Raw genomic sequence first — 13,064 nt, 5'->3', positions numbered from 1 at the left:
ATAATGAACTGATATGGTGGACAAGTTACAAGGAACATGGAGAGAACAGTGGAGCACTCCCCAGATCCAATATATGCTAAGCTACATATGGCATCAACATTGCCGGATAGTAGCATTCAGCCGGTGTTTGGTAATCAAGTGCAGAATGGCGTCGCTCAAAGTTGTAGGTGTGGATATACTGTCTGATAGCAGCCCTTGCTTCCCTGATGTTGTTGTACTGTGTCAGATAGGCTTCCTCATACTTGAAGCTGCGGAACCAGCGCTCAATCATGATGTTGTCTGCCCAGCGGCTTTTTCCATCCATACTCTGGCGGATACCGTTTTCCTTTACAAAGTCAATGTATTGCTGACTTGTAAACTGACAACCCTGATCTGAATTCAAGATCTGAGGTTTTGCCACTTTGAAAGCTTTTTTCAGGGCACTGATAACCATTCTGGTATCAAGTGTGTCATCCACTTCCCAGCCGACAATACAACGGCTATACCAGTCGATCACGGCTGTCAGATACAGAAATCCGCGCTTGATCGGAATATATGTAATGTCAATAGACCATGCCTGATTTGGTTTGTCTATGACCGCATTACGAAGAAGATATGGACATACTTTCGCCTGCTGCATTCGCTTGGAAAGATTCATCTTTGGATAAATCGGGTAAATATCCATCTCATTCATGTAGCGTCTTGCCTTGCGGCGTCCAACCTGGTAACCACGGGTTTTTAACTGTGCAGACATTTGTCTTGCGCCCCAAGTGGGATTATCTGTATGGAGATGATCAATGATCTCTTTGCAGGCCAGTTCCTCATCTGAAATAGGGGCACCCTTGTAATGAATGCTTGTACGGTTGATGTCAAGCAACCTGGCGCCAACAGAAGCCGGAATTTCCTTAGTCGTCAAAAGGTTTTGGACTAAACTTACTCTCGTAGTCAGGTCCACAAATTTCTTCAGATTTTTTTTTGAGCCAGTCAACCTGCATGGTTAACTGACCAACCTTTTTGGCATACTCCGCTTTCTCCTTACGCTCTTCGGCAAGCTTTTCTTTGAGGTTTTCCTCACGCTTGTCGTCGAACACAACCGAAGCATTGTTCAAGAACTCTTTTTTCCAGTTGCGGAGCAGATTTGGTTGGATGTTATTTTCAGTTGCAAGGGTATTGAGATCTTTCTCACCCTTAAGCAGCTCAATTACAAGGTCTGATTTGAATTTGGCATTAAAATTTCTTCTTTGTCTGGACATGATAATGGATCCTTTCTTTCATACTGGTTTAAGTATATCAGATTCATTAAAAACTGTCCGAAAAAGTGTCTTAATTTATGAGACCATTATAGTATTGATGTTTTCCGTATTTTTGACAGTTTAAACTGGGTAGAAAATATGAAGATGCCAATAGAAGAAGCGCTGAAAACAGGTAAAATTGTTGAGGGAACTATTTGTTATACAGGAGATGTCAGCAATCCAAATGAGACAAAATATACACTTGATTATTATGTAAAAATGGCTCTTGAATTAGAAAAACTCGGATGTCATTCCATTGCTATTAAAGATATGGCGGCACTTTTAAAACCTAGAGCGGCTAAAGAACTTGTAGGCACATTGAAAAAAGAACTTCATGTACCATTACATTTACATACACATGATTCTACAGGTAACGGTGTGAGTACAGTGCTCATGGCAGCGGAGGCAGGAGTGGACATCGTTGACTTAGCGATTGAATCTATGTCATCGATGACAAGTCAGCCATCCATGAATGCGGTTGTAGAAGCGCTTCGTGGAACAAAGAGAGATACAGGGCTTGATTTTGAAGAGTTGTCAGAACTGAGCAGATATTATAATCGAATTAGAAGTGTGTATGCACCATTTGAAAGTGATATGAAGTCTCCGAATACGGAGATTTATAAATATGAGATCCCAGGTGGACAATATTCTAATCTTCTTGCGCAGGTTACCGAAATGGGATCTCCGGAAGAATTTGAGGCGATCAAAGGGCTTTATAAAGAAGCGAATGATTTACTTGGTAATATTGTAAAAGTAACTCCTACTTCAAAGGCGGTAGGTGATCTTGCAATTTTCATGTATAAAAATAATCTGAATAAGGATAATATTTTAACTGCCGGAGCTAGTTTGTCTTATCCGGATTCCGTTGTTTCTTATTTTCAGGGAATGATGGGACAGCCTTATGGTGGATTTCCGAAAGAATTACAGAAAATTGTGTTAAAAGATATTGAATCGCTTACAGAACGTCCAGGTAAATTGTTACCGCCAGAAGATTTGGAAGGTATCAAAAAGCACCTCATTGAAAAATACCATTATGAGGATAAATCAGAAGAAGTTATGGCGCAAAAAGCAATCAGTTATGCATTATATCCAAAAGTGTATGAAGACTACTGCGAACATTTTGAAATGTATAATGATGTGACAAGATTAGAAAGTCATGTGTATTTCTATGGCTTGAGAAAAGGAGAAGAAACATACTTAAAGATTGGTGAAGGAAAAGAGCTTCTGATCAAATATCTTGAACAGAGCGACCCGGACGAAAATGGAATCCGAACATTAAGTTTTCAGGTAAATGGTTCTATTCGTACTGTGAAGATTCAGGATCATAATCTTGAAATTAAGACAGACCGCCGCTTGAAAGCAGATAAAAATAATCCACAGCATCTTGGTTCCTCTATTCCAGGAACCGTTGATAAGGTTCTTGTTAAAGAAGGCGATGTAGTAACAAAGAATATGCCGCTTATGACAATTGAGGCGATGAAGATGGAAACAACGGTAGTATCTACGGTAAACGGAACAGTAGACAAGATTTATGTTGAGTCAGGGGACAGTGTACATCAGGATGATTTACTTGTATCATTTCATATTAAAGAATGATTTTACGATTGATGAAAAGCAACAATCAATAATAATACAAAAATAATACAAAATATCCTTCTTAAAGTTTTCGATGTGCAAAAATAACCTCAGCCGCAATCGTTGAAATTAGCGGTTGGGGTTATTTTTTACTATAATTATTATAATTTTATAATTGTAAAAAATATAAAAAATGACATTAAGGTTAAAAAGTATTTTTTACACATAAAGCTCCCCAGCCGATTTTTTCATTAGGATATTCAGAAAAGGCGGGTAAAGCTCTTGCGCTTTTCCAAAGGTATGCCTTTAGTTTTTCACCATAAAGAAAAGGGTCATTGCCTTGTACAATGCCATATTGCATTAAAAGTGCAGCGGCTCCGGCAACAAAAGGCGATGCCATAGATGTTCCGGTTTGTATAGTATATCCCCCTCCGGGAGCGGTGCTTAATATATTTACTGCAGGGGCACAAAGATCAGGTTTTGTATACATAGTATTAGAAAAACCCTGGCCAGAAAAGGAGGCAAATATATCAAGGCTGCTGTCGTAGCCGCTGACACTGATTACGGAAGATGCCGTAGAAGGAATCGTGAAAGTCATGTCAGAAGAAGGTGTTGTAAAGCCTGTAGCGGAATTCGTAGCATCTTTTGAGGGCAACCAGAATTGCAGCCGCCCATCAACAATTTTTCCTGTTGGAATGGATGTGATCCGTAATGTCCAAGTACCAGAAGGAATAAAGGAAGTATTTGGACTAAAAGAAAGAAAATATTGTCGAAATGGCTGATAGGGTGTGGGGTTGTTAATAGTAAGATAAATGGTTGTATCCGCAATCATATAAGTGTAGATACCGGGCGTAGCAGGAAAGGTAAAACTTTGTGAGCCAGAAGGAGCGAGAAGTTCATAAGAAAAATCATCTGCAAAGACCTGCCATATTTCCAGATAAAGACTGCGCTCACCGGGAGCTATAGTAAAAGAGAGGGATTTCTTATAGGAGCTTTTGGTTAAAGAAGACCCAATATTTAAAGAAGCGTGTCTTCTTGTGCGCCCTTCGTTTCCTGTAGCAACAGAAATGATGTTTTTGCCATAAAAAGAAACCTGTTCCATAAAAAGTTCTAAAAGACTGTTCCCGGTATGAGAACCATCATTTGAACCATAACTGATATTGATACTTAACGGCAGAAAAAGGGAATTCGTAAAGCGAACAGCAAAATCAACAGCCATCATAAGATTAGCGTAGTCGCTATAAACAGAAGAAGCATCGTTTTTTAATTTTACAACAATCAGAGAACTTTCAGGAGCAACTCCCTGATTCTTTCCATTACTGACTCTGCCATTTCCGGCACAGATACCAGCAATGTGAGTACCATGACCGGAACTATCTTCTGAAGGAGAAAGTGACTCAGAAGCAGACCCAAGTGCAGTCGGGGTGGAAGAATCAAAAAATGAAAAATTATTTGCGCCTGTAAGCAGTTGATTTAAATCTTCTTCTGAAAAAATAATTCCTAGATTATAAGGATTATTTATAGAAAAATGATTGTGAATAAAAGGCAGACTTTGATCCCAGTAAGCCAAAATACGTGTGCTTCCGTCAGTATTTCTAAAATCAGGGTGTGTATAATCCACCCCAGAATCAAGAATAGCAATAACAGTCCCTTTGCCGGTAAGAGTCGTTTCATTAACATTTCTTCCGGTAATAATATTGTAATCAGGTAAACAAGAAGAAGCGATACCGGTAAGAGCATTTTCATAAATCGGACGGGAAAGTTCAACATAAAGAACCTGAGGATAAGCTAAAAAAGCAGGAAGATACTTCTCTTGAATAAAAAGAATGGCAAAATTACCGAGTAAAGGAATAAAAGAAAAAGGAATTTCTTTCTGTATTTCTTCAAGAGAACCATTATAAAAAAGAATCAGCTTCCATGTATTTATATCGGGGGAAAAACCAGACCGAAGCCAGGGACTTTCCATTCGTTTGGTATCATCTAAAGAAAGCGAGAGCGCAAGCGCAGGATTTAATTTCTGGTTTATAGGTTCTATTTCAGTAATAGAAAGCATAATGAACTCACTTTAAATCTTTACCAAAATATATTCATTAAGTAACTATTTAATTCATTTAGAAGAAACAGACGAAAATAAAAAGAATAGACCATAACAAATGTAAAGATATCACTGCGTAGAAAATGCCTGTTCGGCATTTTTACTTGTTCTCACATTACATTTGTTATGGTCTATTCTTTTTATTTTCTGTGTTTTGGCTCCAGAAGGAATGAATGCAATAGTCTTTTTGGGGAAAAGAAGGGGGAGAAGTCGGAAGATTGTGGCTTATTCTGATACTGTCTCCGCTATGCTGTCATGATGATAAGATGATATCGCCAGCTACCATTGTATACGATAAATATAAAGGCGATTTCTTTAATATTCATATCAGATGGGGATTGACTCCTCTACTGATATAGCCTCCGGCAGGGCGCACATCTTCCGAGTAAGCAGGAACCTTTCTGACCTCTTCCCCTTATCCCTCCCAAAGACTATTGCACTCATTCCTTCTGGAGCCAAAACACAGAAAAAAGAAATAATACCCGTATCCCAGATGCGGCTTCGGAGCGTGTTTAAGATGCGGATAAGCATCTTAAACACAGCGACTACAGAGCAGATGGGATATAGTATTATTTCTTTTTTCGTTTGTTTTCTCTAATGAATTAAATAGTAAAATGTGTTATAGTTGGAGTGAATTTGATAAAGGATGGATGAAAGTTATGAAAGCAGTATTACAGGTAGTTTCTCATGCGACAGTTCGTGTGGAAGGAGAAGTTGCAGGACAGATTGATAAGGGATTATTGGTTTTTCTTGGTGTGGCTGAGGAAGATGAGCAGACCGATCTTGATAAGATTGTAAAGAAGGTAACAGAGCTACGTATTTTTAAGGATGATGCAGGAAAGACAAACCTTTCCCTTCAGGATGTGGGAGGGGGACTTTTAGTAGTTTCTCAGTTTACCTTGCTTGCAGATTGTAAAAAGGGAAGACGACCAAGCTTTGTAAAGGCGGGAAATCCGCAGAAAGCGGAAGAGATGTATGAAGAGTTTATACGGGTATGCAAGGAAAAGGTTTCGAAAGTGGAGCATGGTGTTTTTGGAGCAAATATGAAAGTGGAACTTTTGAATGATGGTCCGTTTACGATAGTTTTAGACAGTAAAGAGTTATAAATATGAATTATTGTCGGAAAAAACTTGCATTTTATATGCGCTTTACTATATAATAACGGATAGCAGGTTTTGAAGAATAATTTCCTATTTTTAAATAAGCAGAATAGGAATACGTTAAGTGAAATAGAAGGGAGACATACGATGGATAAGATTAAGATGACTACTCCATTAGTTGAGATGGATGGAGACGAGATGACCCGAATTTTATGGAAGATGATTAAAGATGAACTTCTTCTTCCTTTTATTGATTTAAAGACAGAATATTATGATCTTGGTCTTGAGTACAGAGATGAGACAGGAGATCAGGTTACTGTAGATTCCGCATTAGCAGCAAAGAAGTACGGTGTAGCAGTTAAGTGTGCTACGATTACTCCGAATGCAGCCCGCGTAAAAGAGTATGATTTAAAAGAGATGTATAAGAGTCCGAATGGAACGATTCGTGCAATTTTAGATGGTACAGTATTTCGTGCACCGATTGTTGTAAAAGGAATTGAGCCAACGGTGAAGACATGGAAGAAGCCAATCACAATTGCAAGACATGCTTATGGAGATGTATATAAAGCTTCTGAAATGAAGATTCCTGGAAAGGGAAAGGCAGAAATTGTTTATACGGCAGAGGATGGAACAGAGACAAGAGAATTGATCCATGAGTTTGATGGTCCGGGCATTGTGCAGGGAATGCACAATCTGAATGGTTCAATTGATAGTTTTGCAAGATCTTGTTTTAATTATGCATTAGAGACACATCAGGATTTATGGTTTGCGACAAAGGATACGATTTCTAAAAAGTATGATCATACATTTAAAGATATTTTCCAGGATATTTATGATGCAGATTATAAAGAGAAGTTTGAGGAAGCCGGTATTGAGTATTTCTATACTTTAATTGATGATGCGGTTGCCAGAGTTATTCGTTCCGAAGGTGGATATATCTGGGCATGTAAAAACTATGACGGAGACGTTATGAGTGATATGGTTGCAACTGCATTTGGTTCTCTTGCTATGATGACTTCTGTACTTGTTGCACCGGATGGAACAACAGAGTACGAAGCAGCACATGGTACAGTACAGAGACATTATTATAAACATTTAAAGGGTGAAGAAACTTCTACAAACTCTGTAGCAACTATTTTTGCATGGTCAGGAGCTATTAGAAAGCGTGGTAAGTTAGACGGAATTGATGAGTTAGTATCATTTGCAGATAAGCTTGAAAAAGCAACGATCGATACGATTGAAGGTGGTACAATGACAAAAGACCTTGCGCTGATCACAACTTTAGATAATGTTACGACTGTAAATAGCGAAGACTTTATCAAGGCAATTCGTGCGACGTTAGAAAAAATGTTGTAATTTACAGAAAAATGCGTTATATATAATAAGATGCAAATATAAAACCATGGAATCCTTAGCATATGGTATACAAAAAAACATGAACAAAATAAGCAATGTGCTGTTTTTTGTAAATTAGTTTTAGAGTGTTACAATGAACATTACGAAAGGATACCATGGTTTTGTGCTGTGAATAAATAATAGAGATAATTTTTTGGAAAAGAGGTAGATTATGGAGTTTCAGCCTGTAAAGGCGAGCGATAAAGCAGTTATCGATCGATATATGAAGAAGGCAAATTCACGTAGCTGTGATATGTCTTTTGCAGCCGTATATCTTTGGAAAGACTTTTATTTACTGGAATATACAGTGTGTGAAGATATGTTGATTTTTCGAACAACTGAAGAAGGAAGCAGTTATAGTTTTCCGATAGGGGATGCAGATCCTGGAAAGGCACTGCTTGCATTGGAGGAACACTGCAAAGCAAATGAAGAAGTTTTGAAACTGCACTGTGTATATAGAGAAAATGAAGCGTGGCTTGAAGAACATATGCCCGGAAAGTTTGAGATAGAATTTGACAGGGACAGTGCAGATTATATTTATGAATGTGAAAAATTAATTGGCTTAAAGGGAAAGAAGTTCCATGGCAAAAAGAATCATGTGAATAAATTTACCAAGACGTATGACTGGGTTTATGAAAAAATAACAGAAGAGAATATAGATGATTGCCTTGCCATGTTATATAAGTGGAAAGAAAAAAACTGTGAGCCGGGTAATATAGAAAAACATGCGGAAGCCTGCGTGTCAGAAAATGCATTACGAAAAAGGGAATTTCTTGGCTTGAAGGGTGGTCTGCTTCGTGCAAATGGTGAAGTTGTAGCATTTGCGTTAGGAGAACAGATTAATGAGGATACATTAGTTGTCCATATTGAAAAAGCATTTTCAGAAGTGCCAGGAGCCTATGCGGTGATTAACCAGCAGTTTTTGATTCATGAATCTGGTGGATTAAAGTATGTAAACAGGGAAGATGATGTAGGAGAGCCGGGACTTAGAAAGGCAAAGTTGTCTTATCATCCGGAGTTTCTTGTAGAAAAAGGTTTTGCAAAACGAATTTAAAAGTATGGGAGTAATAGCCGAAAGCGAAGTGTAATTCCGTTGTGAATGGGACGGAAAAGAAAAATGCAAAAGAGTTCCCTTGACAGGAAGAGAATTAAAGGATATAGTTAAAAAAATTAACTGGCAAGGGAGCTGGTCATAACGAAGGAGGTCATTATGAGACATTTAATAGATCCGATGGATTTATCTGTAAAAGAGATTGAACATTTATTAGATTTAGCTGATGATATTATTCTTCATAAGGAGAAGTATCAGGAAGTTTGTAAGCATAAGAAGTTAGCGACTTTATTTTTTGAACCAAGTACAAGAACTCGACTTAGTTTTGAAGCTGCCATGATGGAGCTTGGCGGTAATGTACTTGGTTTTTCTTCTGCCAATTCTTCTTCTGCAACAAAAGGAGAGAGTGTTTCTGATACAGTAAGAGTTGTATCCGGTTATGCAGATATTATTGCGATGCGTCATCCAAAAGAAGGTGCGCCATATGCAGCAACAAGAAAGGTTACAGTGCCAATCATTAATGCTGGTGATGGAGGGCATAACCATCCAACACAGACATTAACAGATCTTATGACTATAAGAAGAGAAAAAGGACGGCTTAATAATCTGACGATTGGAATGTGTGGAGACTTAAAGTTCGGTCGTACGGTACATTCATTAATTAAAGCGATGTCTCGCTATGAGAATATCAATTTTATTATGATTTCACCGGAAGAATTATGTCTGCCGGATTATATTATCAAAGATGTTTTTGAAAAGAAAAACATCAAATATAAAAACGTAAGAACAATGGAAGAGGTTATGCCGGAATTAGATATTCTTTATATGACCAGAGTGCAAAAGGAAAGATTCTTTAACGAGGCAGATTACATTCGTTTGAAAGACAGCTTTATTTTAGATGAGCGTAAGTTAGTAGATGCGAAGAAAGATCTTTGTATCATGCATCCGCTGCCACGTGTGAATGAAATCTCTACGAAAGTAGATGATGACCCACGTGCATGTTATTTTAAACAGGCATTGTACGGAAAGTATGTTAGAATGGCATTGATTATGACGTTATTGGGGGTAAGCGCAGATGAAGATAGATAGTATTCAGAGTGGAATTGTTCTTGATCATATTAAAGCAGGAAAGAGTATGCAGATTTACAAATATCTTGGGTTAGATGATTTAGACTGCAGTGTAGCGATTATTAAGAATGCTTCTAGCAGCAAGATGGGAAAGAAAGATATTATTAAGATTGCAGATAATATGGATTTGAATTTGGATGTTTTAGGGTATATTGATCCAGATATTACGGTATGTTATATCAGAGATGGAAAGATCGTAGAAAAGAAGCATCTTGAATTGCCAGAAAGAATTGTGAATATTGTTCGTTGTAAAAATCCAAGATGTATCACATCGGTAGAGCAGGATTTAGAGCAGGTGTTTAAGTTGACAGACAGAGAGAACAGAATATATCGCTGTGCTTACTGTGAATCTAAAAAAAGTGAATATTAATTTAGAAGAATCTAAAGGAGAGGTCGCGCAAGAATGTGCGGCCTCTATTGCATCTTGTGACGATTTGGTGTACAATTATTCTACTTTTATTTTATTATATCTTATGAGAAGTGTGGTGAGAAAGCAATGGAGGCCCAGAAACAAAAGTTAAAAAGAACACAAAAAGAGATTAGTAAGCCAGAAGATTTCACCGATCCGGAAGTCTTATACAATAAGTTGATAACCACGATTCGGGAGTATCATCCGTCAACAGATCTTTCTATGGTGGAGAAGGCATATAAGTTAGCCAGGGATGCCCATAAGGATCAGAAAAGAAAGTCGGGGGAGCCGTATATCATCCATCCGCTCTGTGTAGCGATCATTCTTGCAGAGCTAGAGCTTGATAAGGAGACAATCGTTGCAGGACTCTTACATGATGTAGTGGAAGATACAACGGCAACGTTGGAAGATTTGTCCAGAGAATTTAATGATGAGGTTGCATTGTTGGTAGATGGTGTAACAAAGTTAGGACAGTTATCTTATTCTCACGATAAGATGGATCTACAGGCGGAGAATTTACGAAAGATGTTTCTTGCGATGGCAAAAGATATCCGCGTTATTCTTATTAAGCTGGCAGACCGTCTTCATAATATGCGTACACTACAGTATATGAAACCGGAAAAACAGAAGGAAAAGGCTAGAGAGACGATGGATATTTATGCACCGATTGCTCACAGGCTTGGTATTTCCAAGATAAAGACAGAATTAGATGATTTGTCTTTAAAATATCTGCAGCCGGAAGTTTATAAAGATCTTGAGGAAAAGTTACAGACGAACAAGGAAGGCAGAGAGAATTTTATTCAGTCGATCATTGATGATGTCAGCAAGCATATTAAAGATGCGGGAATTCGTGCAGAGATAGACGGAAGAGTTAAGCATCTTTTCAGTATTTATAAGAAGATGCGTAATCAGAATAAGACGCTTGATCAGATTTATGATATTTTTGCAGTAAGAATTAAAGTAGATACAGTAAAAGACTGCTATGCAGCTTTGGGGGTTATTCATGAGATGTATAAGCCGATTCCGGGTCGGTTTAAAGATTACATTGCGATGCCAAAGCAAAATATGTATCAGTCTTTGCATACAACATTAATTGGGTCATCAGGAACACCGTTTGAAATCCAGATTCGTACTTTTGAGATGCACCGTACTGCCGAATATGGTATTGCCGCACATTGGAAGTATAAAGAAGGTGGCGGCAACATTAATAAAGAAGAGGAAAAGCTGAGCTGGCTTCGTCAGATTCTTGAATGGCAGCAGGATATGTCAGATAACAAAGAATTTTTAACAATGTTAAAGACAGATCTTGATTTGTTTACAGAGCAGGTATATTGTTTTACTCCGCAAGGAGATGTTAAAACTTTACCGGCAGGCTCTACACCGATTGATTTTGCTTATATGATTCATACAGCGGTCGGCAATAAGATGGTAGGAGCAAGGGTTAACGGCCGTCAGGTTCCTATTGATTATAAACTGCAGAATGGTGACAGAGTCACGATCGTTACTTCGCAGAATTCGAATGGGCCAAGCAGGGACTGGCTTTCTATTGTAAAGAGTTCACAGGCAAAGACAAAGATTAATCAGTGGTTTAAAACGCAGTTCAAAGAAGAGAATATCTCAAAAGGAAAGGAACTGCTTGACCGGTATTGCAAAGCAAAAGGACTTGTGATATCCCAATACATGAAGCCGGAGTATCAGAAGAAATGTATGCATAAATATGGCCTTAAGAACTGGGATTCTATTCTTGCAGCAATCGGGCATGGTGGATTAAAGGAAGGTCAGGTTATTAACAAGCTGGTAGAAGAATATGAAAAGGAAAACCAGAAGAAGCTGACAGATCAGGATGCCCTGAACGAAATAGAAGAGAAGAATAAGACAAAGGCTGTTGAGAAGGCCAGAAGCAAGTCAGGAATTACGGTAAGAGGAATTCATGATGTTTCAGTACGCTTTTCTAAATGCTGCAGTCCGGTACCAGGAGATGAAATTATTGGTTTTGTCACAAGAGGAAGAGGAATTTCCATTCATAGAACAGACTGTGTTAATGTGCTGGGTATGCCAGAAAGCGACAGAGCAAGATTAATTGATGCAGAGTGGGAAGAAGAAGCGGTAGAAAAAGGCGGAGAGCTTTATATGACAGAAATCTGTCTGTATGCTCACAATCGTACAGGAATTCTGCTTGATATTTCTAAAGTTTTTATGGAACTTAAGGTGGACATTAAATCTGTGTCAACGAGAACAAGTAAACAGGGGTTAGCAACTATCGTTCTTTCTTTTGAAATAGGAGGAATCGATGAGTTGAATCATATTATTAAAAAGCTTCGAAACATTGAAAGTGTTATCGATATAGAAAGAAGTGCTGGTTGATCAGCGGAGGTATTTTTTTATGGGACAGTTAAAAATCGTTTGTGCACAGTTAGGACCAATTGATACAAACACATATATTTTAATGGATGATGAAATCAAAGAAGCGATTGTCATTGATCCGGCAGGAAGCCCGGAAGAGATAATTAAGTTTTTGGAGAATGAAGGATATTCTTTAGACGGCGTTCTTCTCACACATGGACATCATGACCATATTGGAGGATTAGAAGGTTTAAGAGAACATTATGATCCTTGGAAACTGCGTGTGTATGCTGCAAAACCGGAGCAGGAAGTTCTTATGGTTAAAGATTATAACCTAAGTCCGATGTTTGGAGAGGGATATACGACACATGCCAACATGATGATCAATGATAAACAGATTTTTGAAGTGACATCCAAACATAAATGTCAGTGTTTATATACACCGGGACATACAGTTGGAAGCTGCTGTTATTATTTTGCAGAGGAAGGATGGCTTTTCTCAGGAGATACACTTTTTGCAGGAAGTGTCGGAAGAAGTGATTTCCCTACCGGAGATGCACAGACCCTTCTTAAATCTCTGAATCATGTAGTGATGAATCTTCCGGATGAGGTTATTGTATATCCGGGACATGGTCCATCTACTACGATTGGTGAGGAAAGAGAAACAAATCCATTTGTAGAAAGATAATATAGAAAA

Annotated in this window: 10 protein-coding genes and 1 pseudogene; 8 read left to right on the top strand and 3 right to left on the bottom strand. The window is 38.2% G+C overall.

All coding sequences use genetic code 11. The annotated features are described in order from the left end of the window. Nucleotides 1–76: 76 nt before the first annotated feature. Nucleotides 77–895, bottom strand: coding sequence for an IS3 family transposase (locus EHLA_RS10905; protein WP_242970720.1), 819 nt, complete (start codon nt 893–895; stop codon nt 77–79). After that, complete coding sequence (locus EHLA_RS16655) at nt 885–1,232, bottom strand: transposase (RefSeq protein WP_229097941.1); 348 nt, start codon at nt 1,230–1,232, stop codon at nt 885–887. The genes EHLA_RS10905 and EHLA_RS16655 overlap by 11 nt, the downstream gene beginning before the upstream one ends. Nucleotides 1,233–1,325: 93 nt before the next feature. On the opposite strand from EHLA_RS16655, the pseudogene EHLA_RS10900 reads away from it, so the two are divergent. Continuing rightward, nucleotides 1,326–2,867 (top strand): annotated as a pseudogene (locus EHLA_RS10900) (biotin/lipoyl-containing protein); the annotation flags it as partial. Nucleotides 2,868–3,051: 184 nt separating this feature from the next. Here EHLA_RS10900 and EHLA_RS10895 read toward each other — a convergent pair. Beyond that, nucleotides 3,052–4,899, bottom strand: coding sequence for a S8 family peptidase (locus tag EHLA_RS10895; RefSeq protein ID WP_096240843.1), 1,848 nt, complete (start codon nt 4,897–4,899; stop codon nt 3,052–3,054). Between the two features lie 701 nt (nt 4,900–5,600). On the opposite strand from EHLA_RS10895, the gene dtd reads away from it, so the two are divergent. The 7 genes from dtd (at nt 5,601) to EHLA_RS10860 (ending at nt 13,055) form a co-directional block, all read left to right on the top strand. Then, nucleotides 5,601–6,047 carry a D-aminoacyl-tRNA deacylase gene (gene dtd / locus EHLA_RS10890; RefSeq protein ID WP_096240842.1) on the top strand — a complete coding sequence of 149 codons (447 nt, stop codon included), beginning with the start codon at nt 5,601–5,603 and terminating at the stop codon, nt 6,045–6,047. Nucleotides 6,048–6,188: 141 nt separating this feature from the next. Further along, nucleotides 6,189–7,397 (top strand): NADP-dependent isocitrate dehydrogenase, encoded by a 1,209-nt coding sequence (locus tag EHLA_RS10885; RefSeq protein WP_096240841.1) that lies wholly within the window; start codon nt 6,189–6,191, stop codon nt 7,395–7,397. A 211-nt stretch (nt 7,398–7,608) separates the two neighbouring features. Further along, entirely contained in the window at nt 7,609–8,490 is an 882-nt protein-coding gene (locus EHLA_RS10880; RefSeq protein WP_021906799.1) for a DUF2156 domain-containing protein, read from the top strand. A gap of 156 nt (nt 8,491–8,646) precedes the next feature. Beyond that, a complete protein-coding gene (pyrB, locus tag EHLA_RS10875) occupies nt 8,647–9,576 on the top strand; it encodes an aspartate carbamoyltransferase (RefSeq protein ID WP_021906798.1) in 930 nt (309 codons plus the stop codon). Further along, nucleotides 9,563–9,985, top strand: a complete 423-nt coding sequence (locus EHLA_RS10870; protein ID WP_021906797.1) for an aspartate carbamoyltransferase regulatory subunit — start codon at nt 9,563–9,565, stop codon at nt 9,983–9,985. The genes pyrB and EHLA_RS10870 overlap by 14 nt, the downstream gene beginning before the upstream one ends. Before the next feature lie 126 nt (nt 9,986–10,111). After that, nucleotides 10,112–12,388 carry a RelA/SpoT family protein gene (locus EHLA_RS10865; RefSeq protein ID WP_021906796.1) on the top strand — a complete coding sequence of 759 codons (2,277 nt, stop codon included), beginning with the start codon at nt 10,112–10,114 and terminating at the stop codon, nt 12,386–12,388. A 19-nt stretch (nt 12,389–12,407) separates the two neighbouring features. Next, nucleotides 12,408–13,055: an MBL fold metallo-hydrolase gene (locus tag EHLA_RS10860; protein WP_096240840.1), complete on the top strand. Its 648-nt coding sequence runs from the start codon at nt 12,408–12,410 to the stop codon at nt 13,053–13,055. Nucleotides 13,056–13,064 lie beyond the last annotated feature (9 nt).

Origin of the sequence: Anaerobutyricum hallii, assembly GCF_900209925.1 — a bacterium.
Lineage (GTDB): Bacteria > Bacillota > Clostridia > Lachnospirales > Lachnospiraceae > Anaerobutyricum > Anaerobutyricum soehngenii.
The sequence above is the reverse complement of the archived record's forward strand: the minus strand, read 5'-3'. Positions and strand labels throughout refer to the sequence as shown.

Coding starts and splice junctions, on each gene's coding strand:
- EHLA_RS16655 (WP_229097941.1), bottom strand. CDS start 1,232: ATGTCCAGACAAAGAAGAAATTTTAATGCCAAATTCAAATCAGACCTT.
- EHLA_RS10895 (WP_096240843.1), bottom strand. CDS start 4,899: ATGCTTTCTATTACTGAAATAGAACCTATAAACCAGAAATTAAATCCT.
- dtd (WP_096240842.1), top strand. CDS start 5,601: ATGAAAGCAGTATTACAGGTAGTTTCTCATGCGACAGTTCGTGTGGAA.
- EHLA_RS10885 (WP_096240841.1), top strand. CDS start 6,189: ATGGATAAGATTAAGATGACTACTCCATTAGTTGAGATGGATGGAGAC.
- EHLA_RS10880 (WP_021906799.1), top strand. CDS start 7,609: ATGGAGTTTCAGCCTGTAAAGGCGAGCGATAAAGCAGTTATCGATCGA.
- pyrB (WP_021906798.1), top strand. CDS start 8,647: ATGAGACATTTAATAGATCCGATGGATTTATCTGTAAAAGAGATTGAA.
- EHLA_RS10870 (WP_021906797.1), top strand. CDS start 9,563: ATGAAGATAGATAGTATTCAGAGTGGAATTGTTCTTGATCATATTAAA.
- EHLA_RS10865 (WP_021906796.1), top strand. CDS start 10,112: ATGGAGGCCCAGAAACAAAAGTTAAAAAGAACACAAAAAGAGATTAGT.
- EHLA_RS10860 (WP_096240840.1), top strand. CDS start 12,408: ATGGGACAGTTAAAAATCGTTTGTGCACAGTTAGGACCAATTGATACA.